We start from the raw sequence: 23778 nt of genomic DNA, 5'->3' as shown, positions 1-23778 counted from the left end.
GCGTGCTGAAGTTTAGCAGCACGAGCACGCCGGGCGGTTCAGCGGGCGATGACCCGCGGAACCGCGCTCGATGTCGTCGTTCAATCTTCCACGACCAGTGTCACATCGATGTTGCCACGAGTGGCGTTGGAGTACGGGCAAACGATGTGCGCCTTGTCCACCAGCGCCTGCACCTTGTCCTTCGGCAGCCCGGGCGCCTTGATGCGCAGCTCGACCTCGATGCCGAAGCCTGTCGGAATCGCGCCGATGCCGACGCGGCCGGTGACGGTGGTGTCCGCTGGCAGAGCCACTTTTTCCTTACCCGCCACGAGTTTCAGCGCGCCCAGGAAGCAGGCCGAGTAGCCGGCGGCAAACAGCTGCTCCGGGTTGGTTCCGGGGCCGCCCGCGCCACCCAACTCGCGCGGCGTGGAAAGTTGGATATCCAGAACGCCATCCGAGGACCTGGCTCGGCCGTCGCGGCCGCCATTGGCAGTGGCTTGTGCGGTATACAGGACTTTTTCGATCGACATGGCAGATCTCCTTGCTCGTTGTGTCAGTGGCTTGGCGCAGTGTAGGCGTGCCGGGAGGGGCCCGGGTCACCTAGAATCCTGAAAACTTGATCAGGAATATTGGAATGGCTGACCGCCTGGAATCGTTGCTTGCGCACTTCGCGGTGCATGCCCGCATGTTCCACTCCGGCGCGCTGTGCGGGTTCAACGACGTACCGACCCTGCCGGAGACGGGACAGCTGCACCTGATCAAGTCGGGACCGGTCGAAGTGAACCACGATGGCGCAGATTCACTACACGTGACCGAGCCGAGCCTGCTGCTCTATCCACGTCCGCTGAAGCACCGCTTCAAGACCGATGTCACCCGCGGCGCCGATTTCACCTGCGCGAACTTACATTTCGACGGCGGTGCCGCGAATCCGGTGGCCAACGCGCTGCCCGCCGTCATCTGTGTGCCGCTCGCGGGCATCGAAGGTGCCGCCAGCGTGCTGTCTTTGCTATTCGACGAGGCGTTCAATGAGCGCTGCGGCCGACGCGCTCTGATCAACCGCCTGTTCGAGGTGGTGCTGATCCAGGTATTGCGTCATTTGATGGAGACCGGACAGATTCGCACCGGCATGCTGGCGGGCATGTCGCATCCAAAGCTGCGGCACGCTCTGGTCGCCATGCATGAAAAACCTGCACACGAATGGTCGCTCGATGAATTGGCGGAGACGGCCGGCATGTCGCGCAGCGTGTTCGCCAACACGTTCCGCGACACCGTGGGGCTCACGCCGGGTGCTTACATGCAGAACTGGCGGGTCAGCCTGGCACAGCAACGGTTGCGCCAGGGGCAGCCACTTAAAATGATCGCTATCGAAGTGGGCTATGGCAGCGAGGCCGCATTGTCGCGCGCATTCAAAGTACAGAGCGGCCTGACGCCGCGCGAATGGAAGCAGGCCCAGGCGTCCGGTTGATCCAAGGAAAGAATGCCCCGCCGTTGGGCGGGGCGCAGCAGGGTTCGCCCTCTGGTCTGTCGTCGTTATCCAAATGTTCGCCGAAATGCTCGCCCAAATGTTCGCGGTGAGTGTGAGTGATTCACCAGCTGCTCGATATCACGTCGTTGCGCGTAAGCTCGGATCGGCGCGCCACCCACTCGGCAAAGTCGCTCGTATCCACTCCTTCGAGCTGCGTGTCCTTGTGCGACTCGACCCACGCCCGCATCGCTTCCAACAGCTTCGCTGCCTGACCCTTGTTGAGCGCGTACAGGCGCAGATAGTTGAAGCGCGCCTCGTCGAGGCGATTCAGTCCCAGAAACGCTTGTCCCTGATACTCGATGGCGTATGGATAGTCGGGGAAGATGCGCAGCGCCTGCTCGTAGGCTGCGAGCGCCTCGGCGTGATTGCCCAGCTTGCGATTCGCATAGCCGAGATAGGTGTACGCCTCGTGCATGGCGCCATCCAGCCGAATGGCTTCTTTGAAGTGCGGTAAGGCTTCCTGGTAGTAGTTGCGTGCGGCGCGCTCGGCCTCGCTCTTCTCTTCGGCGGAGGAGGAGGCTGCGGCGAGCGCTTGCGAATGATCGGCCCGCTGGATCTTGGCGTACCCTTGGTTGTAGGCGTCGATGGCGCTCTCTTCTGAAAGCGTTGGTGCTATAGCAGGGCGGGCCGGCGGACGATAGGCCCCCGGACCGTCGGCGTAGACCGGCGCTGCCATGGTTGCGAGCCATAGCAGCGCCGCCAGCTTTCCGGAAGCGCGTGCGGCAAAGATGCGCGGTTCAAGATTTCGCATGTCACATGTCCCGCGTATGTTCGTCAGAACCTCGATGCCGTCAGCGTAATGTCGGCGTCGGCCCAGGCCTTCTTGAAATCGGCTTCGACCCGCCTGGCCTCTTCGATCTTGTTTTGTGCCTGCAGCGCCTTGAGCAGCCCGAACAGCGACCAGCCATTCTTCGGGTTGCGTCGCAGATCTTCCCAGTAGACCGCCTCGGCTTCGGCGGGCCGGCCTGCGTCGAGCAGCACGGCGCCGAGCGCGTGACGCGCGGGCTGGTGCCAGTCGTCGGGCTCGGTGTAGATCAGGTTGTCGTGATAGCGCACGGCGCGATCCAGATGCGCGATTGCCTCGTCATAGTTGCCCTGTGCGGCCGCCAGCTCGCCCTCGAGCATCTGTACCGCGATTCGCAATACGGATTCCGCCATGTTCATGGACATGGAGGAGGGCGTCTCGATGAGCTTCGGATCCTGCGCGATCTGACTCACGGCGGCGATCTCTTTCTTCGCCGACGCGAAGTCGTTCTTGCGAATGAACGCCATGCCGCGAGCGTAGTGACGCACGCCACGCGTGAAGAGGGTGTCGACGCGAGGCGCCGGCGCCGACAGGATTTCATCCCATTTGCCGAAGCGCACCAGCGCGTAATCCGGCACGAGAATGAAGCTCTGCAGGATGGGCAGTTCCTCGAGCGCCTCCGGCGGGATCGACTGCGCCGTCTTGTTTGCTGCGTCGATGGCAGTCTTGCTCTGGCCCGCCATGCTGGCCGCGAACCACAGGAAATGCACGTTATGAGGATAGTAGCCAAGCGGATACAAGCCTTGCGCACGGCACTGAGTGATGTAGTCCTCGTCGGCGAGGATGGCCATTTGATTCGCCTTCATGGCGTCGGCGTAGCGGCCGACGCGCTGATAGATATGTCCCGGCATGTGCACCAGATGACCGGCTGCCGGCGCCAGCGGTAACAAACGATCTGCCGCGGCTTCGGCTTTCTCCGGCGTATTGCTCGCTTCCCACAGGTGAATCCAGTAGTGCAGTGCGCCTGGGTGCTCGTGATTTTTCGCCAGAACACGATCGAGCGCGTTGATGATCTCGTGCGTCTGCTCGTAAGGACGGCCATCGCGCGTCCAGTAGTTCCATGGACGCAGGTCCATGACCGCTTCGGCGTACAGCGTGGCCGCATCGAGGTCGTCCGGATACGTCTCTTGCAGGATGCGCATGGCGCCGGCGTAGGCTTGATCCGCGGCGGCACGATCTTCGGGCTTGCCGGTGAAACGCAGTGCGAGTGCATCGATGTAGTCACGTTCACGTTGTGACACTTTGCTCTTCAGCGACTGCGCCTTCTTGATGAGCGCCAATGCCTTTGGCTCCTCCTCCGGCGCCATCGGTGCATTGATGTTGGGACCCAGCACTAGCGCCTGTCCCCAGTACGCCATGGCGGCGTTCGGATCGAGCCGCGCGGCTTCGGCGAAGGCGCGTGCGGCCTCGGCATGGTTGAAGCCGTAGGTGAGATTCAGACCCTGGTTGATGAAACGTTGCGCCTGCTCGGAATTCGTGGTCACCGGAAAGGTGTGTTTACCGACGTTCTGCAACCGCGGTGCAATGGCGCCGGAGGGCGACCGAGAGTCGAACGAATCGTGCTCCTGATAGTGTTTGTGCACCGGCACCTGGGCTTGTACCTGTGCGACTGCGCCTGCCAGGGCGGCGGCAAAGGCCAGGTAGATTCTAATGCGCATGACAGCTTCCCCTCGATTTCCTGATGTGAATGCCTGCTTGGCGGGTCCGTCTGAAGAGGGGGCGACAGTGCTCCTTGGTCGTGAGGGCCGGGTGATATGCCGCGTGAAAAATCCGTGAAACTGCGGCAGGGCGCTGAATTCCGCAACGCCCGGGGCTTGCATGTGCTGATCAGTCCATCGCTCGCGTCGACACTTTCTCACCTTCGCGCGGTGCGGGCGTGCGCTCGAAGCCTAGCACCGACGGTGCTTGTGCAAAGTCCAGCCGCTGCAATCGCAATGCAGACGTGCCGAGTCGTAGCGTGATGCTGGTGTCGGACCCGGACGGCAATTCCAACGCTGCCGCAAGCGCGTGATCTTCGACGGGGCGGCTGTCGATGGTCAGTCGATCGAGTATCCACTGCAGATCCGTTCCCGCTACTTCGGCGGGGCCGTGCTCGGTCACAAGCACTAGCGCGCCTTCTTCATCAAGATAGGCCGCGTGAACCTGCTCGACGTCACGACCGGTGTGAGTCACCAGGTGTTCTCCAGTCTCGGCAACGAAGAGAACCAGTGGCGCGGATTCCAATTGCATGTAACCGCGCTGTGGGCCGTTCTGAAAGTACCAACGGCCATGCTCGTCCGCCGCGTAGTTCCGGTTGATCACATCGATGATGCGTGGATGACTGATGGTCTCGCCTTGCACGAGCCAGCGGCCGCGCCGGTCCAGGCCCAGCCAGCCAAATAGCGCCGGCACGTTCGGCCAGCGCTTCATTGCATCGAGCACCCATTGATCCATGCGTCATCCAACCTCGTCTCACGAACGGGCAGTGTGACGCCGGTGGTTGCCGGGCTCAACTCGATCTCAGCTTGATCTCAACTCGATCTCAAATGGGGCGCGTGGAGATGCTACAATGGCCGGCCCTTTTGCCGGCGCACCCCCCATGAAGCCCGTAGCCATTGGTGTCGATTTCGGCACCAGTAATACCGTCATTGCCGCCGTCGGCGCGGACGGCAGCTCCGCTGTCATGAAAGTCACATCGCGGCTCGGTGCAGGTGCCGCGTTGCCTTCGATCCTTTGCTTCCGCCCGTCCGAGCCCAATCCGCGCGATCGCCCCATCAGCAGTGCCGGCGCGGAGGCCATCGCCGATTACATTTCACGTACCGGCCCGGCGCGGCTGGTGCAGTCGATGAAGTCGTTTCTGGGCAGTCGCGCGTTCGTCGATACCAAGGTGTTCGGTCACACCTACACCCTGGAGTCCTTGATAGGAACATTGCTCCAGCATCTCTACGAGGCCACGGGTGCGCATGCGCTGTTGTCACAAGCGCCGCTAGTGATCGGCAGGCCCATCGAGTTTGCGGGCGCATCGCCCGATGACAATCTCGCGCAAACGCGCTTGATGGCGGCGTTCGAGAGTGCCGGCCGAACAGCAGACCGCGTCGGCCTGGAGCCGGAGGCCGCTGCATACGCTTTCGCAAGCCGGGCGCGTGGCCGGCATCTGGTGCTGGTCGCCGATCTGGGTGGCGGGACGAGCGACTTCTCCATCGTCGAAGTCGATGCGGATGGAGAGCAGCCGAAACTCACGCCGCTGGCGCAGACCGGCATCGGCATCGCGGGTGACCGCTTCGACTACCAGATCGTCTACAACGCGGTCTGCCCGGCGCTGGGCATGGGTTCGCAGTTTCAACCGGAGACCAAGAAGCTGCCGATTCCCTTGTGGATCTACGCCAACTTCTCCAGCTGGCATCAGCTCTCCATGATGAACAATCGCCAGACACTGAGGCATATCACCGATATCCTGCGCACGGCCGTGGACAGCCAGGCGTTCGAAGGGCTGGTGCATGTCATCAGGAATGAAGAAGGCTTTTCGCTGTTTCAAGCCGTGTCGAGGGTGAAACAGACGCTGACTGCACAGGACACGGCGAGACTCAATTTCAAGGCGGGGCCGATCGAGATCGACCGCACCATCGCGCGCAAGGAGTTCGAGCAATGGATCGCCGATGATCTGTCGCGAATCGAAGCGACGGCGGATGAGGCAGTGCGTATTGCCAGCGTTGCTCCCGGAAACCTCACGCGAGTGTTCATGACTGGCGGCACGGCCCTGGTTCCCGCCGTGCGCGAGTTGTTCGCGAAGAAATTCGGCGCGGAGAAGTTGATCGGCGGCGATGAGTTCTCGTCGGTCGCTCAGGGCCTGGCGTTGATGGGCGTGCCGCGCGGATGCTGAATTCACCCTGCGAGTGAGCGGAATCTGACGAAGGTCGGCGCGCGCGGACACGTGGGGCAAGCTAGTATGTCCCGACCTCATCTTCGCGCGTGGGAAGTATCCATTGATTGCGCTGATCGGAATCGATGTCGATGGCACGTTGGTGGGCCGCTCCGGCGAGGTGCCCGACATCGTGTGGGAGACGGCCGCTCAGGCACGGGCTGCGGGAATCCATATTGCTTTGTGCTCGGGGCGGCCGGCGTTCGGCATTGCCGCCGAGTATGCACGCCGCCTCGATGACGATGGTTGGCACATCTTTCAAAACGGCGCGAGCATCGTGAACCTGATGACGCGGGAGTCGCGATCCACGCCGTTGCCAGAAGGTTGCGTGCGCGGCTTGATCGCACAGGCGCGTGAGACCGGGCAGGTTCTCGAAATGTACGGCGACGATGACTATGCCGTCGAAAGTGAAGCACTTTGGGCCAGGCAGCATGCCGAGTTGCTGGGTCTGCCGTTCAAGCCGCAGCCCTTGGAAACGCTGTCGCCGCCACTGGTGCGCGCGCAGTGGCTGCTCTCTCCGCAAGACGCCGAGTGTCTCGTTGCGCCTGCCGAGTTGGAGATGGCCCATTCAACGTCGCCGCTCATGCCCAATGTCAGCTTCGTCGGTCTGACGCGCAAGGGCGTGAGCAAGGGCAGCGCGATGCGCGAGATCGCTGCTGCGTATCGCGTCGACATGCGCGAGGTGATGTACATCGGCGATTCTGGCAACGATATCTCGGCACTGCGCGTAGTGGGCCATCCCATCGCAATGGCTAATGCCGATCGTTTGGTGATCGACGCGGCTGCGCGCACCGTCGGTCACGTCGATGACGCAGGCGTGGCGGAAGCGCTGCGGTTGGCAATAAACAGCCGCTGATTGAGCCGCCGCTTTGCTGGCTATGCGAACGACGGGCCTCGCGCGCTAAAATTGCGCTTTTCTCATTAGCAAGCCGCCGCACTCGATCACCGACCGGCGGCGGCCAGAGGTAGCGCCCGATGTCCCATTCTGCAAGATCCGCTCGTACCGGCGGCCAACTCATCGTCGACCAGCTGCTGACCCACGGAGCCGAGCTGGCTTTTTGCGTCCCCGGCGAAAGCTACCTGCCGGTGCTCGATGCATTGTATACAGTCCGCGACCGCATCCGGCTGATCTCGTGCCGTCACGAGAATGGCGCGGCCAACATGGCCGAGGCGTACGGCAAGTTGACGGGCAAGCCGGGCATTTGCCTGGTGACGCGCGGTCCGGGCGCCACCAATGCCTCGATCGGTATACACACGGCGTTTCAGGATTCCACGCCGATGATCCTGCTGATCGGCCAGGTCGGCACGGATTTCATGGAGCGTGAAGCGTTCCAGGAGATCGACTACCGCCGCATGTTCGGCCCCATGTCGAAGTGGGTGGCGCAGATCGACCGCACCGATCGCATTCCCGAGTTCATGGCGCGTGCCTATCAGGTCGCCACCAGTGGCCGCATGGGGCCGGTGGTGCTGGCGCTGCCCGAAGACGTGCTGTCAGGAACGGCCGAAGTGCAGGATGCCCGGCCCTGGCAAAGGATCGAGTCCGCGCCGTCTGCAGAAGCGCTCGACCAATTGTCGCAAATGCTGCGCGAAGCGCGCCGCCCGTTCCTGCTGGTGGGCGGCAGCGGCTGGGACGAAACGGCCTGCGCTCGCTTGCAACGTTTCGCCGAGACCCAGCAGATTCCGGTCGGGTGCGAGTTCCGTTCACAGGACCTGTTCGACAACGCGCATCCCAACTACGCGGGCGATGTCGGCATCGGCATCAACCCCAAGCTCGCGGAACGGATCAAGGCGTCGGACCTGCTGATCGTGCTGGGCGCGCGTCTGGGCGAGATCACTACCAGTGGCTATGGGTTGATTGCCGGGCCGGTGCCCGAGCAGCGCCTCGTGCACATCTATCCCGACGCAGAAGAGCTGGGACGTTTCTATCACGCAGATCTCATGATCAATGCCACCATGCCGTCGGTGATGGCGGCGCTGGCGGCGTTACCCAAAGTGGCTCGCGACGAGGCCAAGGCGCACATGCAGGCGGCGAACGCCGACTATCGCGCCTGGCAGGAGCGCCAACAGATTCCGGGCGCGGTGCAGATGTGGGACGTGATCCAGCATCTGGATCGAGTGTTGCCTCCGGACGCCATCGTGACCAACGGCGCGGGCAACTACACGACCTGGGTGCATCGATTCCATCGCTATCGCGGCTTTCGTACGCAACTTGCGCCCACGTCGGGCGCGATGGGCTATGGCGTGCCGGCAGGTATCGCAGCGAAGGCTTTGTATCCCGAGCGGGCCGTTGTTTCGTTTGCCGGCGATGGTTGCTACCTCATGACCGGGCAGGAGCTTGCGACTGCCGTGCAGTATGGCCTGAACGTGATCATCATCGTGGTCAACAACAATATGTATGGCACGATTCGCATGCACCAGGAGCGCGAGTATCCGGCGCGTGTCCATGGCACGTCCCTGGTCAATCCCGATTTCGCCGCGCTGGCCAAGGCGTTCGGCGCGCATGGCGAATTGGTCGAGACGACTGAGCAGTTCGCGCCGGCATTCGAACGGGCAAAGGCGGCGGGCCGGCCCGCGTTGATCGAGATCCGCATCGATCCGGAAGCCATTACGCCGAACGCCACGCTGCAGTCGATCCGTAAAGCTTCGCAGAAGCAGGAGTCGCGATGATCTATCTGATTCTCGGACTGGCGATCTTCCTTGGCGTGCACTCCGTAGAGATTTTCTCTCCGAAGTTTCGGAGCGCGGCTGTCGCACGCATGGGCGAGGGCGCGTACAAGGGTGTGTACTCGCTGCTGTCGATCGCGGGATTCGTGCTGCTCGTGTGGGGATATGGCGTCGCACGCCAAGATCCAATTTTGGTGTATGCGCCGCCGGTATGGACGCGACATCTCACGTCGCTGTTGATGCTGCCGGTGTTTCCGTTGCTGCTGGCGGCTTACTTGCCCGGCAGGATCAAGGCGGCCGTGAAGCATCCCATGCTCGTTTCGATCAAGCTGTGGGCCTTCGCGCATCTGCTCGCCAACGGCATGCTCGCCGACCTGCTGTTGTTCGGCGGATTCTTGATCTGGGCTGTGGCGGACCGGATTTCCGTCAAACGCCGGCCTGTGGTCCGGCCGGTGCCGGGACCGCCGCCGATGAAATACAACGATCTCATTGCGGTGGTCGGCGGTCTGGCGCTGTATGTGATTTTCGCGCTGTGGCTGCACGTGCGGTGGATTGGTGTGTCACCAATGCCGCCGATGTAAGTGACTCTGCGCAGGTTTGTTTGGTTCGTCATGCAATCGTTGCAAACGAAGCGAGGCATGGCGCGCTGAATTGTCGCGGCGGGCTTGCCAGTCGGCCGCCAACAATGATTCAATACACTTCCCGTCATTGATCTCCAAGCGAAGACAAAGGAGGGCGCCGATGAAAACATCCAGCATGCACCTCCCGGTGCGTCCCCGGTAAAACCGGTACATCCGACTGCGCCGCGGCCCCACTCACGGTGGCGCGCCGTCTCCAAGGTTCAAACGTTTTCGCAAGGATAGCGCGGTAACGCGCTCGCTCATCATGATCAAATCTCGCGTCGAGGGCTCGCAGGCCCTCCGTAATGTCCTGTTCTTTACGCTCCGGCACTGGGCTGCTCGCAAAGGCCTGGTAATTGCTGTCGCCGTCGGGATGGTGCTGGCGACGCTCACCGAAGTGTTCGTCCCCGTGTACGCCGGCCGGCTCGTCGATGCTCTCGCAGAAGGGCGCGGCGCGGTGGATGTCGCGTTTCATTCTTTTCTCGTCATGATGGGCCTGGGCTTGTCGATGGTGTTTCTGCGCCATCTCGCATGGTGGGGCATCGTGCCGCTCACGCTCAGCATCATGCGCAAGGTGGCGCAGAGTGCGTTTCATCGCGTGCAGCGGTTCTCGACCGACTGGCACAACAACAGTTTCTCCGGCTCCATCGTGCGCAAGATTACGCGCGGCATGTGGGCGCTCGACATGATCAACGACGTGCTGCTGCTCGCGCTGTTGCCGTCGCTGGTGGTGTTGATTGGAACGGTGTTGCTGCTGGGCCATCGTTGGCCGGTCATGGGGCTGGTGATGGCGCTCGGCTCGATCGCTTACGTGGTGATGACGGTAATGCTGGCGACACGCATCATCGCGCCCGCTTCACGTTTGTCCAACGCGCAGGATACGAAGGTGGGTGGTGTGCTGGCGGATGCGCTCGGCGCCAACGCGGTCGTGAAATCCTTCGGCGCGGAAGCGCGTGAAGATGCGCGGCTGGCGCGGGTCGTCGACAAATGGTCGCGGCGTACTCATCGTACTTGGATGCTGCACACGTGGAGTGGCACGGGGCAGCTGGCGTTGCTGTGGCTGGTTCGGTCGGCGGTTACGGGGACTGCTTTGTGGTTGTGGTGGCAGGGGCGTGCGACGCCGGGCGAGATTACCTATGTGCTGACGACGTATTTCGTCGTGCACGGATACTTGCGTGACATCGGCCAGCACGTGCATCACCTGCAGCGTGCCGTGAACGAAATGGAAGAGATGGTAGAGATGCACGCGGAGCCCATGGGCGTGGCGGATGCGCCTGGCGCGCGGCCACTGCACATCGAGGCGGGCGAAGTTCGTTACGACCATGTGACGTTTTGCTATGCCGGTCAGCACACGCCGTTATATCGCAACTTGAACGTGCGCATTGCGCCGGGCGAGCGCATCGGGTTGGTGGGTCACTCCGGCTCGGGCAAGACCACGTTCGTGAAGTTGATCCAGCGGTTGTATGACGTGACCGAGGGGCGCGTGCTGATCGACGGTCAGGACGTGGCGCATGCCACGCAGGAGTCGTTGCGATCGCAGATTGCGATCGTGCAGCAGGAGCCCATCCTGTTTCATCGTAGCTTTGCGGAGAATATTTCTTATGCGAGGACGGATGCCACGATGCAGGAGATCGAGCGGGCGGCCCGGCTGGCGAATGCTCACGACTTCATCGTGCGGTTGCCGCGTGGGTATCAGACGCTGGTCGGTGAGCGAGGTGTGAAACTGTCGGGCGGCGAGCGGCAGCGTGTTGCGTTGGCGCGGGCGTTCCTGGCTGATGCTCCGATCCTGATCTTGGACGAGGCGACTTCGAGTCTCGATTCGGAATCGGAGGCGCTGATTCAGCAGGCCATGGATCGCCTGATGGCGGGCCGCACGTCCATCGTGATCGCCCATCGTTTGTCGACTGTGCAAGCGATGGATCGCATCCTGGTGTTCGAGCACGGCCGCATCGTCGAGGAGGGCAGCCACGAGGTGCTGTTGCGGAGGCCGCATGGGCACTATCGGAGGTTGTTCGATCGGCAGTCGGGTGGGGTGGTTGGTGGTGGTGCTCAGGTCGCTTAATGCGCCTTGCTAGTTTGTTGGAGAAGAACAGCGCGGTGGCTTGCAGCGCTTGGGGGAGGGGTGTCCTCCCCCAAGCGCTGCCGAGGGTAGGTGTTGGGAGTCAAACGCGCGGCGGACTAGTAACGTAGATGAGAGGATCGGTCGCGTCCGGTGTGGATGGAGGCTACGTTCTATCCACACGCGCGGCGTAACAGCCTGGCTTGGCATTGTGGATGTGTAGATAGCTCACGTTTGGATTCGAGAAGAGCTGCTCGATTACGCGTTCGAGGGCGGTGCCGGGAGCGACTTCGGCGCCTTCCATCATGCCTCGGGTGTCGAAGGCACGGACGGAGAGCAGGCGGATGCGTAGCTGTTCGGGAACTTCGTCGGTGGATAGGTGGGCTTCGGTGGCGGATTCGCGGACGAAGATGGCGTGGCGTGAGCGGTAGGGCGTGGCGAGGGCCAGGTGTTCGTAGTTGAGCAGGAGCAGTCGCTCGCCCACCTCGGCATCTTGCAAGCTGACTCGGCAAGGAAAGCCGGGGCAGCTGTTGGCGACGACGCGTAGCGCGTCGTGCTGTGCGAGTTCCTCGTCGGAGAGGGAGAACAGCGGGGCGAAGTGGCTCAAGGGAAGGCCGGAGATCTGGAAGTGCATGGGGGCTCACCTGCTATCGAGTGAGCGCAGAGTGCCGCGGCAATCAACGTCGCGAACTCCGATTCTTGCCTGAGAACACGTAGAATCCCGCCACGCATGCATCCTCTCGCGATCGCGGCCGTCCTGTTGGTGGCGTTGACTCACGCCACCTGGAACCTGGCTGCCAAACGTGCCGCGGGGTCGCGTCACTTTGTGTGGTAGGCGCCGCGGCGGGCATCGCGCTGGGAATGCTGACCGGGGTGTTCATCGCCGGCTATACGATCAATGACGGCTGGGCGGTGAAGACATTGATGCTCTCGCCGTTCCTGATCGACTTCACAGGAAACTTATTGCGGCTGGGCGTGCTCGCCCCGATGGCGTTGCAGGATCGTCCCGCCTTGATGGACGAAGTCAGAACGTATCGAACGCCCATCCTGATCGTCTCAGTGCTGGGCCCTCTCGGTTATATCCTCGTGCTGTACGCGATGAAACATGCGCCCATTGGGCACGTTGCACCGATGCGTGAGCTGGCGACGCTGATCGGCACCTACTTTGGCCTTCGTCTGCTCAAGGAGCGGGTGACACCGCTGCGCTTGACTGGAGCAGTGCTGATCGTCAGCGGCGTTGTGGCATTGGCGCTCACGGGCTAGCCGGGCACTAGAACCCGCCTGATAGACCCGGTTCAGGGAACCGCGCGCCGGCGCCTTCGTTGCGTCTGTATCGCAGCAGGAGCAATGCATCCGGTCAGCTGATGTCATGGCCAAGAAGAGCGCGTCCGAGGTTCTTGGTGTCGCCGGGCACGAGGTCACGATCTCGAATCCGGGCAAAGTGCTGTTCCCGGAGCCGAAGCTCACCAAGCTCGACCTGGTTCATTACTACATAGCGGTGAGCGAAGGGGCGCTACGGGGCGCAGGTGGCCGGCCGAATATGTTGGTGCGCTATCCCGACGGCATCCAGGGCGAACATTTCTATCAGAAGCGCGCGCCGACCAGCCGGCCGCCGTGGATCGAAGTGGTCGAGCTACGCTTCCCGTCGGGGCGTGCCGCGGAAGAAGTCGTGCCGCGCGACGCGGCGGCGCTCGCATGGCTCGCGAATCTTGCTTGTCTGGAGTTGCATCCGCATCCGGTGCGAGCCGAAGACCTGGATCATCCTGACGAACTGCGTGTCGACCTCGATCCTGTGCCCGGCGTAACGTGGCGGCAAGTCCAGGAAGTGGCCATGGTCGCTCGATCCGTACTCGATGACTTCAAGCTGGTCGGCTGGCCGAAGACGTCCGGCTCGCGTGGCATGCACATATGCGTGCGCATCCAACCGCGTTGGAGCTTCGATGAAGTGCGCCTCGCAGCTCTCGCGTTAGCACGTGAAGTCGAGCAGCGCGGGCCGAATCTTGCAACGAGCAAGTGGTGGAAAGAAGAGCGACAGGGCGTGTTTGTGGACTACAACCAGAACTCGAAGGATCGGACCGTCGCCGCCGCATACTCCGTGCGGCCCAAGCCCGACGCCCGCGTGTCTGCGCCGCTTTCCTGGGACGAGGTCGAGGATTGCGATCCAGCGGATTTCACTTTGGTTTCGATGCCGGCGCGTTTCGAAAAGCTGGGCGACCTGCATCGAGGCATCGATGAGCACGCCGGCTCGATCGAAGGATTGCTCGAGCTGTTCGAGCGCCAGGGATTGGGCGTTGCGCCGTGGCCGCCGCATTATCGTAAGCAGGCATCCGAGCCGCCACGCGTACAACCCTCCAAGCGCAAATCCAAATTCCCTCTGATCGAGATCGGTCGGGCGCGCCACAAAGAGGATGCCTTGGCCGGTGTGGAGCGCTGGAAAGCACGTCATCCGGAGGCGGCCGCCCATCTGCAACCCGCCGACATACTGGTCGATGCAATGCGTGGCCGCTACAGCACCTGGACTCGCATCCGCATCAATCTGCAACGCGTGCCAGAAGCGTTGCGGCCACCTCAAGAGCCGCTCGATCCGGACGAGAAGATTCGCTCCAACTCATAGGGTGCGGTGACTTCGAGTTGATCGTAACGGCAGTCCTGCGGCAGTTTGTCGGGCCGCCATCGCAGAAAGATTGCGGCGTGCCGGAAGCGATCGCCTTGCATGTGATCGTACTTCACCTCGCAGACGCGCTCGATCCTGAGCGGCTCCCATGACAGGTCCTTGCCGCTGCTCCAGCGACTTTGCGCGCCGGGCATGCGGCTGGATTCGGCGCCGGCACCCGCCCACTCGCGCCACGGGTGATCTTTCATTGCGTTCTTGCGAAGCGGCGCGAGCTCTTCGGCCAGACGCTTGCGCATCGCCATCGTAAATGACGAGGTAACGCCGACGTGTTGGAGCACGCCGCTGTCGTCGTACAGCCCGAGCAGCAGCGAGCCGACGACGTCTTTGCCAGTTTTGTACCAGCGAAATCCGGCCACTACACATTCAGCGGTGCGCACATGCTTCACCTTGATCATTGCGCGCTTGCCGGGCTGGTACGCCCCCGACTCCGGTTTTGCGATCACGCCGTCCAGACCGGCCCCTTCGAAACGCGTGAGCCAGTCGAGAGCAATCTCTCGGTCGCGTGTGACCGGTGTTACATGCACGGGTGGTTCGACATCGGCGAGCAGCTTTTCGAGCGCTGCGCGCCGTACTGTTTGCTCTTCATCCATGAGACTACGTCCAGCCGACGCGAGCAGGTCGAAAGCGATAAACGAAGACGGTGTTTCTTTCGCGAGCTTCTGTACTCGCGAAGCCGCTGGATGCAAGCGCAATTGAAGTGCATCGAAGTCGAGCCCGCCTGCCGCTGCAATCACGATCTCCCCGTCCACGACGCAGTTGCGTGGCAAGCGCTCGAGCAGCACGTCGTGCAGCTCCGGAAAGTAGCGATCGAGCGGACGGCAGTCGCGGCTCTGGAGGTACACGTCATTTTTGTCGCGAAACACGATGGCCCGAAACCCGTCCCACTTCGGTTCGTACAGGAAAGCCCCCGTCGGCAGCTCGTCGGCGAGCTTGGCCAACATGGGCTGGATCGGTGGCGATAGCGCGGTAGTCACTTCTCAGGTACCCTCGGCCGCCGCCCGGAGTTCCCGGCTCGTGTCGATTCCAGCCCGCCGTGCGACAATGCGACCCGCCATGGCCATGGCGGCATTGCATGAGGTGTTCAGTGAAGTTCCGCTCGCAGATCAAACTCGGTTCGAAGCGCTTGCACCAGGTGTCGGCACTGATCGGTTTCGCAGTGGCCGGTGTCCTTGCGGCTTCGGTGGCGGTGGGGTCGACCAGGGGCGATCCGGCGCTGCACGACCAGGCACTGGGCATCCTGCAGAAGTCGATCAGTTATCGAACCGTGGAAGGCGCCGGCCAGGTGCCGGCCTATGCGGAATATCTCAAGAGTGTGCTGGTGGACGCGGGCTTCGCGCCCGGCGACGTCGTGATCGAGTCGGTGGCGGATACGGCCACGCTGGTCGCGCACTATCGCGGGACCGACAGCAAGAAGAAGCCGCTGCTGGTCGTCGGTCACATGGACGTCGTCGAAGCCAGGCGTGAGGACTGGACGCGCGATCCGTTCACGCCGGTGATCGAGAACGGCTACGTCTTCGGCCGTGGCTCGGTCGACAACAAGTTCGAAATTTCCATGATCACGGCGACCCTGGCCAAGCTGAAGCGCTCAGGCTGGAAGCCGAAGCGCGACGTGATCCTCGCACTGTCGGGCGACGAGGAAACGCAGATGGTGAGCACTAGCAAGCTGGCCGAGCAGTTCAAACATGCCGAGCTGGTATTGAACGGCGATGCCGGTGGCGGCCTGCTTTCCGAAGAGGGGCAGCCGGTTGTGTACGGCTTGCAGGCCGGCGAAAAGACCTATGCCGACTTCAAGCTCACTGTCACCAATCCTGGCGGCCATTCCAGTCGTCCCACGCAGCCGAACGCCATCAATCAGCTGGCGCGCGCACTGGATCGCATTGGCCAGTATCAGTTTCCAGCCATGCACAACGAGTTGACGCTCGCGTATTTCCGGGAGAGCTTGCCGAAGTTGTCGGGGCCGGCGGCCGCCGCCATCAAGAGCTACCTGGCCAACCCCGAGGACCCGCAGGCCATCGCGGCGCTATCGGCCGATCCGAATTACCTGGGTCAGCTGCGCACCACTTGCATTGCCACGCAGGTCGAAGGGGGGCACGCGCCCAATGCGCTGCCTCAGAAGGCTGTCGCCAATATCAATTGCCGTATCTTTCCGGGCGTAAAGGTCGAGGACGTGCGCAAGACGCTCGCCGAAGTCGCGGCGGATCCGGAGGTCGTCGTGACACTGCACGGCTCGGGCGCGATCGAAAGCGACGCGTCGCCCTTGCGCAAGGATGTTTTGAACGCGGTGACCAAGGCCGTGCACGCGCGTTTCCCAGGATTGTCGATTGTGCCGTCCATGTCGGCCGGCGCCACGGACAGCATGTATTTCCGCGCGGTTGGCGTGCCGAGCTACGGTGTCTCGGGCCTGTTCATGAAGGACTCGGACGAGTTCTCGCATGGGCTCAACGAGCGTGTGCCGGTATCGGCCATCGATGGCGCGCTGGCGCACTGGGATAGTCTGCTGAGATCGCTCGCGCGATAAGATGAAACAGTGGTCCGTCGCCAACGGAGACTAGTTGGCGACGGACTCTCGAGCCGCGACCGGCGTTTGAGGTTTGCCGGTCAGTGCGTGACCATCGCCCGGACGCAACGTCCAGTACGTGAGCGACGACAGCATGGTCGCCACGCCCAACGTGATGAATGCCGGGTGTAGCGCGCCGATCACGGCGACTTGATCGGTCTGCGGCAGATTGCCCAGATACCAGCCCGCCAGCAGAGAGCCGCAAGCCAGGCCGAAGCCCATCGACAGCTGCTGCATGGAGCTGGCGATGGTATTGGCCATGCTCGAGTTGCTATCGTCCACGTCGGCGAACGCCAGCGAATTCATGCTGGAGAACTGCACCGAGTTGCCCGAGCCCACCAGGAAGCTCAGCGCCACGATCGCCGCCAGCGGCGTGCTCTGATCCACGAACGAGAACAGCCCGATGGTCACGCCCATCAGCACCGTGTTGGTGATGAGTACGCGTCGATAGCCGAAACGCCGCAGCAGATGCGGTGCCGCCGCTTTCACAAACATGGCCGCCAGCGCGGCGGGCATCATCATCAGGCCCGACTGCCAGGCCGGCATGCCCAACCCGAGCTGATAGAACAGCGGCAGCAGGAAGGGCAGGCCGCTGATCCCCAAGCGCGTCACCAGCCCGCCGCCGACAGAAACGCGAAACGTGCGCACCTTGAACAACCGCAGGTTCAGCAGCGGATGTTCCGTCCGGAACGCGTGCAGCGCGTAGGCACCGAGCAGCGCGAGTGAAATCAACAAAAGGAGCGTGGTCGCAACCGCGTCGAACCGATGCTCGCCAAACACTTCGAGCAGCCATGACAACAGCGCCGAGCCGGAGCAGAACAAGATCAGGCCGATGACATCCAGACTGCGCGGCGAGTCGCTGCGATAGTCCGGCATGCAATGGCGCATCATCCACAGCGCGGCGAGCCCGACCGGCACGTTGACGAAAAAGATCTCGCGCCACGACCACCAATGCACGATCAAGCCGCCCACGGTCGGCCCCAGCAGCGGCCCGATGAGCGCCGGGATGATCACGAAGTTCATCTTGGACAGCAGTTCCGATCGCGGGAACGTGCGCACGATGGCAAGTCGTCCAACGGGCGTCATCATGGCCGCGCCCGCTCCTTGCAGAACGCGCGCGACGATCAGCATGGAGGCATTCAAAGCAAGGCCGCACATCACCGAGGCCACGGTGAAAAGGGCCACTGCCACCGTGAATACCTTGCGGGTGCCGAAGCGGTCGGCCAGCCAGCCGCTCACCGGGATGCCGAGGGCGAGTGCCAGGATGTAGCTGGCAACGATGGCCTTGAGGCTCAGGGGGGTGACTTCGAGATTGACCGCCATGGACGGCACGGCGGTGTTCACGATGGTCGAATCGAGCGTTTCCATGAACAGCACGATGCCGACCAGCCAAGGCAGGTAGCGCTGAACGGTGGCGGAGGGACCCCGGCTCACTTGCGCCTCGTGCGCGTTGTTTCAGGAGAAGATCTGTTCTGCCGCGTCACTGACGGGTTGCGGCGAGTCGGGGCGGACCACGCGCGCGACCTCGGTGCCGTCCTTCATGAAGATCAGCGTCGGCCACAACTTGACCTTGAACGAGCGGCCGAGCGGCCGGCCGGGGCCGTCTTCGATCTTGAGGTGGCGCAGGTCGGGATGCCTGGCCCGGACTTCCTGCAGGGCCTGTGTGATGTGCGGCTGGGCGGCTGCACAGAAGCCGCACCAGTTGGTACCGAACTCGATGATGGTCGGGCCCGGCAGGGCATCGGCTTCGGCGCGCGTCGGCGCGCTCTCGGAATAGGCGCTCATGCGCCCGATTCTACTGCTGTTTGCGCGGCTTCTGCCGGAGCTCGCTTCTTGTCCGCGGCCGGCGCCAGGCGTTACTTCTCCTGCGTCCAGTTGCCGATGTCGGCATCCAGCCCTTCGCCGCCTTCCTGGTTGTCGGCGCCGTAGGTGAAGAGGTCGAATTCCTTGCCGTGGCTGCCCGGATAGACGTAGCGGTAGTCGTTACCCCACGGGTCCTTGCGGGCGCTGGGGTCGAGATAGCCGCCCTGCTTCCAGTTGCGCACGCTGGAATCGTTGGGCTTTTCGTAAAGGGCCTTGAGACCCTGTTCGGTGGTCGGGTAGCGGAAGTTGTCCATGCGATAGAGGTTCAGCGCCGTCTCGATGGTGCGAATGTCGCTGGATACCTTGGTCAGCTGCGCGTCGTCGATACGGCGCATGACATTCGGCGCCACGATTGCGGCCAGGATGCCTAGGATCACCACCACGACCATGATTTCGATCAGGGTGAAGCCGCGCGCCGTGGTGTGCACGCGAGCCGCCGGAAAATGTTGAATCGATTTCATTGCACTCTCATTGCGCCTGTAACGGGCAGGTTGATGCCGACATCCGTATCGAACCGCGCGGATCATATCCGGCCCCCGGGAAGTCGCAAACCGCGGACCTGCGGGGACTGCGCTCTCGAGGCGGGTTTGATCGATAACCCGGCCGCGAGTTCGCTGGGCTTCGCGGCCGCAGATTCAATTCAGGGTTTGCCCCGGGCCGGCGGACGGTCGCGGCATTATTGCGGGGGTTCCTCGCCCGGATTCGGATCTTCCATGGGATAGGTTTGCACGCCGCCACCCGCCGAACTGCTGGCCGTGGAAGTGGGCGGCGGGGGCTCGGCGTCCGCCGGAGGCTGCGCGCTGCCGGCGGGAGCGGCGGGCGTTCCGCCAGTCGCCGAGGCCTGAACCGCGGCGATGAATTGGTCGGCCGGGGCCGGCGCGGCCGGCGCGTCGGCGCGAATGATCTCGCTGGCGAGAATGCCGGGCTTGTTATAGAACGCCTCGTTCGAGGCGTTGTCGATGGTGATGGCCGAGCCATCCAGCGCCACGCCGGCGAACAGGCCGCTGGCGCGAGAATACGAATACACCTGCGCGGTGAGACCGATGTCGGTGGCGGCGGAGCTCTGCCGGCCGACCGGGCCGGCTGCCACCGAGGCGTCTGCGCCAAGCGTCACTTTGCCGCCGACGATACCTTCGATGCTTTGCTTTGACGTGAAAACGAGCACGACGTCGGTGGACTGCACGCCGACCTGGAAGCCGAAGCTGCCGCCGGTCAGGTTCACGAAAATCGGATTGCTCCACTGGCCGGTGTCCTTGCGCACCACCAGCACGCCCTTGCCGCGCCGGCCGCCGATGCCCAGGCCCACCTTGATCACCGAGGGGATGACCGCGACCGCGTAAGCGCGCTCCAGCAACCAGGTAGGAATATTCTGCTCGGGCATGCGCATCAGTTCGCTCAGCACCTTCGTGGAGGTGAGCAGGCGCGCATCCTGGCGCTCGCCCGCGACGGCTGTGCCGGCCATGCCAGCGAGCGTGCAGGAAAGCAGTAGCACCGCGAGCCGGGTCGCGAACGGGTTGGATCGTGTGAGCATCGTGGCCGTCACTCCTACAAGTGAATCTTGCACTGAGACTGTAGCAGATGCGGACAGTTCAGGCCGAACGCGCAGGTTTCGGCCGATTGGCGGAAATCAATTGACGCGGGAGCGCGGGGCGTTCTGGGGCGAGGTGCCGCTGGTGGCCAGCATCAGCTCATTGAGTTTGTCGCGCTGGCCACTGGCGAGATAGAACTGCTCGACCCGCTGGCGAGCTTTGATGCGCACGTCGCGATCGGCGCTGTCGTCGGTCGCCAGCTCCGTGTACGAGCGCGTGAGATACGTTTCCGCCTCGCGCATGCGTCCTTGCTTGAAGAACACTTCGCCGAGCGCGCTGGCGGAGCGGGCCACTCGCCAGGCGGGCGCATCGGTGCGCTTCCAGCGATTCATGGCGGCCGTCAGCATGGCTTCGGCGTCGGTGAGCCGGCCGGTCTCGAGTAGCACTTCGCCCAATAGATGTTCCGCCGAGCATACATATTGATGATCGGCAGGACGGGTCTTGCCGAGCGTTTCCAGCGAATGGCGCAGCTCTCGTTCGGCTTCGGCGTATTTACCACGGCGCATCAACACGGCGGCATAGGCGGTGCGGAAGTAGGGCGTATACGCGTGTTCGGCACCCATCGCGTTGACGGCCGAGTCCAGCGATTCGGCCGCGAACTGCTCCGCCTCCGCCATCTGGCCCTGCGCGCGGCGAATCTGCGCCAGCGAGTCGAGCACTTCGGCGACCTGCCGACTGTTGTCGCCGAACAGGATGCGTTGCTTGTCGAGCGTGCTTTCGAACATCTCGCCCGCTTCATTGATGTGGTTCTGCATCAGCAGCGCTTCGCCCAGCCGGGTCTCGGCCAGCACGCGATCGGGATGCAGGTCGGGCGCGGTGATCCGGAAGATATCCACGGCCTGGCGCGTCACCCGCTCCACCGAAGGAATGTCATCCATCCACATGAACACCAGCGACAGGTCGAGCAGCACGACCGCCACTTCCTGATCGTTCGGTCCGCGCACCTGGCGATTCAGCGCCAGCGCCTGTTCGAACGACCGGCGCGAGCGAGTCACATCGCCGGTGTGGAATTCGACGCGGCCGCGGTTTGTGAGCAAGGTGGCGTACGTAGGCGTGCGTTGTCCGCCGATGCGTTCGCACAGCTTCATCGCTTCCTGGATGATGCGCGCCGAGCCTTCCATGTCGCCGAGAGTTCGTAATGTCACGGCGAGCTCGGACATATCTTCGGCAGCGGGCAAGCCGCCGCCATCCGGCATCTGCCGGCGAAGATGGACCGCGTCCTCGAGGTAACTCAGCGAACGTTCCGTATCGCCGCTGCGACGGAACGCGCGCCCGATGGATGCCAGCAGGCGCGCTCGCACTTCGGGGCGCATGCCCTTGTCCGCACGCACCTGCAAGCCCGACTGTTCGAGCAGCTGGCGGGCCGTGATCTCCTTGCCTTGGGCGTTGAACGGCTCGGCGGCGGAGAATACGTCCAGCATGAATTCGGAAACGGCCTGGGCCGATTTGCTCTCGCTGGCGGCCTTGTCGCGCTCGGCGGCGATGCGCTGCGTCTGGATCGACATGGCGATCGCGAACGCGATGATGACCAGCATGAAGAACGCTCCGGCGGAGACGCCGAATGCATGGCGGCGCACGAAACGTTGCGAGTAGTACAGCCAGTTGCCCTGGCGGGCAACGACCGGTTCGCGCGACAGATAACGCCGCACGTCTGCGGCGAGCTGTTCGACCGATCCGTAACGATGGTGCGGTTCCTTGCGCAGCGCGCGCATGACGATGGAATCGATATCGCCGAGCAAACGTTTCTGCAGGCGATCGACTTGAATACTGCGGGCGAGGCCAATCGCGGCGATGGGCGACTCGCCCTCGCGCGGCTGCGCTTCCATCGCCTTTTTCACGGCGGTGCTGGGGCGCTGCGGATCGCTGATACAAATGGAACGTTCCAGCTCCAGCTGGCTGGCCGAGGACGGCACGGTGTAGGGCCGCAGGCCGGTCAGCAGTTCATACAAAACCACGCCGAGCGCATAGACGTCGCTGGCGGTGGTGACCGGGCGGCCGAGGATCTGTTCGGGGCTGGCGTATTCCGGCGTGAGTAGCCGGTCGTTCATGCGCGTCAGCGCCAGCATCGCCGCCTTGTCGCCCGTGTCGAGCAGCTTGGCGATGCCGAAATCCAGCAGTTTGGGCGAGCCTTCGGCCGTGACCAGGATGTTGGCCGGCTTCAGGTCGCGATGCACGATCAGGTTCTGGTGCGCGTACTGAACCGCGTTACAGATTTCCAGGAACAGTGTCAGGCGTGCGGTCAGATCCAGCTGGTGCCGGTCGCAGTAACGATCCACCGGCTCGCCGTGCACGTATTCCATGACCAGATACGGCTGGCCGTCCGGAGTCTCGCCGGCATCCAGCAGCCGCGAGATGTTGGCGTGATTCAGGCTGGCTAGAATCTGCCGTTCGGCGCGGAACCGCAGGCCGAGCTCGCCATGAATGGGCGCGGTATCGACGATCTTTACCGCCACCTGCGCCGAATATTGCCGGTCGGCGCGCTCGCCCAGGTAGACCGTGCCGGTGCCGCCGTGGCCGAGAATCGAAGCCAGTTTGTAGTTGCCGATGATGCGGCCGACCAGCGCTTTGCGGCGGTCGCGTGTGGTGGCATCGATGGCCGCGCCGAGCGCGTGAGTCAGCGGGCCGGTGGAGCGGCCCACATCGCAGGCCAGCAGTTCGAGCAGTTCGTTACGCAGCTCGGCGTCGCTGCCCGTTTCGAGGGTGATGAAAGCTTCGCGTTCGTCTTCGGGCAATTCGACGGCGCGAGAAAACAAATCCTGCAGCCGTTCCCAGCGGTCGTCGACCACATTCCCTGGTTGACCGGTGGTCATGAGGCTTCGGGTTCGCGATTCCGTTGTGGCCGGATCTGACGCAGGATCCACGCCTTGGCGAGGCGGATCTCACGATCCACCGTGGCTTCCGACACCTTCAGCGTCTCCGACAATTCCTGATAGGTGAGACCGCCGAAATAGTGCAGCTCCACCATTTCCGCCAGGCGGGGATTGTTCCCGGCAAGACGCTGCAGTGCCTCGTCGATTTCCAGCACGTCGATGTCGCCCGCGGTGACCGGACCCAGCTCGAGCACGTCGAAATCGTTCAGCGAACCGGTGGTGGTGCCGCCGCGCTTCTCGCGAAACCGCGTCTTGGCGTGGTCGACCAGAATACGTCGCATCTGCCGCGCCGCCACGGCAAAGAAATGAGCGCGGTCCTGCCACGAGACATTCATCTCGACGAGCTTGACGAAGGCTTCGTGGACGACGGCGGTGGCCTGCAAAGTGTGGCCCGGCCGCTCGCGTTTCATATAGCGGCGGGCGCGGTTGCGCAGCTCTTCATATATGAGCGGCGTCAGTCGTTCCAGGGCGCGAGTGTCCCCTGACTGCCACGCAGACAACAGCCTTGTCACTGCCTGCCGGTCCGGCGGTGGAATGGCCGCTGCGATTGTGTTGCTCAGTTGCGGGGTCTCCGATTCGGGGCCTGATTGTCCGCTGCATCGCTCGGGAGCGGCCCGGGCACTCCTGACGGCTCTAGTCTACGGTCCAAGTGCGACAGTTTCTCACTTGGGCCCT

General features: G+C 63.1%; 21 protein-coding genes. 9 read left to right on the top strand and 12 right to left on the bottom strand.

Annotation, left to right across the window (positions count from 1 at the left end):
- Positions 1–80: 80 nt before the first annotated feature.
- Positions 81–509 (bottom strand): organic hydroperoxide resistance protein, encoded by a 429-nt coding sequence (locus tag VGE08_RS16195; RefSeq protein WP_331068950.1) that lies wholly within the window; start codon positions 507–509, stop codon positions 81–83.
- A gap of 104 nt (positions 510–613) precedes the next feature.
- On the opposite strand from VGE08_RS16195, the gene VGE08_RS16190 reads away from it, so the two are divergent.
- On the top strand, positions 614–1444 hold the full coding sequence (locus VGE08_RS16190; RefSeq protein WP_331068949.1) for an AraC family transcriptional regulator: 831 nt from the start codon (positions 614–616) through the stop codon (positions 1442–1444).
- 121 nt (positions 1445–1565) lie between these two features.
- On the opposite strand, the gene VGE08_RS16185 is transcribed toward VGE08_RS16190, so the two are convergent.
- The 3 genes from VGE08_RS16185 to VGE08_RS16175 form a co-directional block, all read right to left on the bottom strand.
- Entirely contained in the window at positions 1566–2255 is a 690-nt protein-coding gene (locus VGE08_RS16185; RefSeq protein WP_331068948.1) for a tetratricopeptide repeat protein, read from the bottom strand.
- Positions 2256–2278: 23 nt separating this feature from the next.
- Entirely contained in the window at positions 2279–3967 is a 1689-nt protein-coding gene (locus tag VGE08_RS16180; RefSeq protein WP_331068947.1) for a hypothetical protein, read from the bottom strand.
- A gap of 169 nt (positions 3968–4136) precedes the next feature.
- Positions 4137–4742, bottom strand: a complete 606-nt coding sequence (locus VGE08_RS16175; protein WP_331068946.1) for a DUF2946 family protein — start codon at positions 4740–4742, stop codon at positions 4137–4139.
- Positions 4743–4857: 115 nt separating this feature from the next.
- On the opposite strand from VGE08_RS16175, the gene VGE08_RS16170 reads away from it, so the two are divergent.
- The 5 genes from VGE08_RS16170 to VGE08_RS16150 all read left to right on the top strand — a co-directional run bounded on the left by VGE08_RS16170 (position 4858) and on the right by VGE08_RS16150 (position 11553).
- Positions 4858–6168 carry an Hsp70 family protein gene (locus VGE08_RS16170; protein ID WP_331068945.1) on the top strand — a complete coding sequence of 437 codons (1311 nt, stop codon included), beginning with the start codon at positions 4858–4860 and terminating at the stop codon, positions 6166–6168.
- Between the two features lie 103 nt (positions 6169–6271).
- Complete coding sequence (locus VGE08_RS16165) at positions 6272–7063, top strand: Cof-type HAD-IIB family hydrolase (RefSeq protein ID WP_331068944.1); 792 nt, start codon at positions 6272–6274, stop codon at positions 7061–7063.
- Positions 7064–7182: 119 nt separating this feature from the next.
- Positions 7183–8874 (top strand): thiamine pyrophosphate-binding protein, encoded by a 1692-nt coding sequence (locus VGE08_RS16160; protein ID WP_331068943.1) that lies wholly within the window; start codon positions 7183–7185, stop codon positions 8872–8874.
- Entirely contained in the window at positions 8871–9452 is a 582-nt protein-coding gene (locus tag VGE08_RS16155) for an NnrU family protein (protein WP_331068942.1), read from the top strand. The genes VGE08_RS16160 and VGE08_RS16155 overlap by 4 nt, the downstream gene beginning before the upstream one ends.
- 304 nt (positions 9453–9756) lie before the next feature.
- The gene (locus tag VGE08_RS16150) at positions 9757–11553 is read left to right on the top strand and encodes an ABC transporter ATP-binding protein (protein WP_331068941.1); all 1797 of its coding nucleotides are present in this window, start codon (positions 9757–9759) and stop codon (positions 11551–11553) included.
- Positions 11554–11716: 163 nt separating this feature from the next.
- Here the strand turns inward: VGE08_RS16150 and VGE08_RS16145 are convergent, their stop codons facing one another.
- Entirely contained in the window at positions 11717–12184 is a 468-nt protein-coding gene (locus tag VGE08_RS16145; protein WP_331068940.1) for a DUF1203 domain-containing protein, read from the bottom strand.
- Positions 12185–12378: 194 nt separating this feature from the next.
- On the opposite strand from VGE08_RS16145, the gene VGE08_RS16140 reads away from it, so the two are divergent.
- Together VGE08_RS16140 and ligD are read left to right on the top strand one after the other, a co-directional pair.
- Positions 12379–12813 carry an EamA family transporter gene (locus tag VGE08_RS16140; RefSeq protein WP_331068939.1) on the top strand — a complete coding sequence of 145 codons (435 nt, stop codon included), beginning with the start codon at positions 12379–12381 and terminating at the stop codon, positions 12811–12813.
- A 106-nt stretch (positions 12814–12919) separates the two neighbouring features.
- Entirely contained in the window at positions 12920–14164 is a 1245-nt protein-coding gene (gene ligD, locus VGE08_RS16135; protein WP_331068938.1) for a non-homologous end-joining DNA ligase, read from the top strand.
- On the opposite strand, the gene VGE08_RS16130 is transcribed toward ligD, so the two are convergent.
- Positions 14119–15165 carry an ATP-dependent DNA ligase gene (locus VGE08_RS16130; protein WP_414717502.1) on the bottom strand — a complete coding sequence of 349 codons (1047 nt, stop codon included), beginning with the start codon at positions 15163–15165 and terminating at the stop codon, positions 14119–14121. The genes ligD and VGE08_RS16130 overlap by 46 nt on opposite strands.
- A gap of 143 nt (positions 15166–15308) precedes the next feature.
- On the opposite strand from VGE08_RS16130, the gene VGE08_RS16125 reads away from it, so the two are divergent.
- The gene (locus tag VGE08_RS16125; protein WP_331068936.1) at positions 15309–16742 is read left to right on the top strand and encodes a M20/M25/M40 family metallo-hydrolase; all 1434 of its coding nucleotides are present in this window, start codon (positions 15309–15311) and stop codon (positions 16740–16742) included.
- Positions 16743–16772: 30 nt separating this feature from the next.
- Here the strand turns inward: VGE08_RS16125 and VGE08_RS16120 are convergent, their stop codons facing one another.
- From VGE08_RS16120 to VGE08_RS16095, 6 genes are all read right to left on the bottom strand, one after another.
- The gene (locus VGE08_RS16120; protein ID WP_331068935.1) at positions 16773–18215 is read right to left on the bottom strand and encodes a DHA2 family efflux MFS transporter permease subunit; all 1443 of its coding nucleotides are present in this window, start codon (positions 18213–18215) and stop codon (positions 16773–16775) included.
- 21 nt (positions 18216–18236) lie between these two features.
- A complete protein-coding gene (locus VGE08_RS16115) occupies positions 18237–18566 on the bottom strand; it encodes a thioredoxin family protein (protein ID WP_331068934.1) in 330 nt (109 codons plus the stop codon).
- 71 nt (positions 18567–18637) lie between these two features.
- Positions 18638–19105 (bottom strand): type II secretion system major pseudopilin GspG, encoded by a 468-nt coding sequence (gene gspG / locus VGE08_RS16110; RefSeq protein WP_331068933.1) that lies wholly within the window; start codon positions 19103–19105, stop codon positions 18638–18640.
- Between the two features lie 215 nt (positions 19106–19320).
- Positions 19321–20175, bottom strand: a complete 855-nt coding sequence (locus tag VGE08_RS16105) for a lipid-binding SYLF domain-containing protein (RefSeq protein ID WP_331068932.1) — start codon at positions 20173–20175, stop codon at positions 19321–19323.
- Between the two features lie 96 nt (positions 20176–20271).
- Positions 20272–23043 (bottom strand): serine/threonine-protein kinase, encoded by a 2772-nt coding sequence (locus tag VGE08_RS16100; RefSeq protein WP_331068931.1) that lies wholly within the window; start codon positions 23041–23043, stop codon positions 20272–20274.
- Positions 23040–23615, bottom strand: a complete 576-nt coding sequence (locus VGE08_RS16095; RefSeq protein ID WP_331068930.1) for an ECF-type sigma factor — start codon at positions 23613–23615, stop codon at positions 23040–23042. Before VGE08_RS16095 ends, VGE08_RS16100 begins: the two co-directional genes overlap by 4 nt.
- Positions 23616–23778 lie beyond the last annotated feature (163 nt).

The organism is Steroidobacter sp., assembly GCF_036406195.1.
Taxonomy (GTDB): domain Bacteria; phylum Pseudomonadota; class Gammaproteobacteria; order Steroidobacterales; family Steroidobacteraceae; genus Steroidobacter.
Note: the sequence above shows the minus strand (reverse complement) of the source record. Positions and strands in the feature narration are given on the sequence as shown.

Excerpts from the sequence above, each read along its gene's own strand:
- VGE08_RS16150 (WP_331068941.1), top strand. The coding sequence starts at position 9,757 with ATGATCAAATCTCGCGTCGAGGGCTCGCAGGCCCTCCGTAATGTCCTG.
- VGE08_RS16195 (WP_331068950.1), bottom strand. The coding sequence starts at position 509 with ATGTCGATCGAAAAAGTCCTGTATACCGCACAAGCCACTGCCAATGGC.
- VGE08_RS16185 (WP_331068948.1), bottom strand. The coding sequence starts at position 2,255 with ATGCGAAATCTTGAACCGCGCATCTTTGCCGCACGCGCTTCCGGAAAG.
- VGE08_RS16105 (WP_331068932.1), bottom strand. The coding sequence starts at position 20,175 with ATGCTCACACGATCCAACCCGTTCGCGACCCGGCTCGCGGTGCTACTG.
- VGE08_RS16115 (WP_331068934.1), bottom strand. The coding sequence starts at position 18,566 with ATGAGCGCCTATTCCGAGAGCGCGCCGACGCGCGCCGAAGCCGATGCC.
- VGE08_RS16160 (WP_331068943.1), top strand. The coding sequence starts at position 7,183 with ATGTCCCATTCTGCAAGATCCGCTCGTACCGGCGGCCAACTCATCGTC.
- ligD (WP_331068938.1), top strand. The coding sequence starts at position 12,920 with ATGGCCAAGAAGAGCGCGTCCGAGGTTCTTGGTGTCGCCGGGCACGAG.
- VGE08_RS16155 (WP_331068942.1), top strand. The coding sequence starts at position 8,871 with ATGATCTATCTGATTCTCGGACTGGCGATCTTCCTTGGCGTGCACTCC.
- gspG (WP_331068933.1), bottom strand. The coding sequence starts at position 19,105 with ATGAAATCGATTCAACATTTTCCGGCGGCTCGCGTGCACACCACGGCG.
- VGE08_RS16175 (WP_331068946.1), bottom strand. The coding sequence starts at position 4,742 with ATGGATCAATGGGTGCTCGATGCAATGAAGCGCTGGCCGAACGTGCCG.
- VGE08_RS16180 (WP_331068947.1), bottom strand. The coding sequence starts at position 3,967 with ATGCGCATTAGAATCTACCTGGCCTTTGCCGCCGCCCTGGCAGGCGCA.
- VGE08_RS16100 (WP_331068931.1), bottom strand. The coding sequence starts at position 23,043 with ATGACCACCGGTCAACCAGGGAATGTGGTCGACGACCGCTGGGAACGG.
- VGE08_RS16190 (WP_331068949.1), top strand. The coding sequence starts at position 614 with ATGGCTGACCGCCTGGAATCGTTGCTTGCGCACTTCGCGGTGCATGCC.
- VGE08_RS16130 (WP_414717502.1), bottom strand. The coding sequence starts at position 15,165 with ATGTTGGCCAAGCTCGCCGACGAGCTGCCGACGGGGGCTTTCCTGTAC.
- VGE08_RS16145 (WP_331068940.1), bottom strand. The coding sequence starts at position 12,184 with ATGCACTTCCAGATCTCCGGCCTTCCCTTGAGCCACTTCGCCCCGCTG.
- VGE08_RS16170 (WP_331068945.1), top strand. The coding sequence starts at position 4,858 with ATGGCCGGCCCTTTTGCCGGCGCACCCCCCATGAAGCCCGTAGCCATT.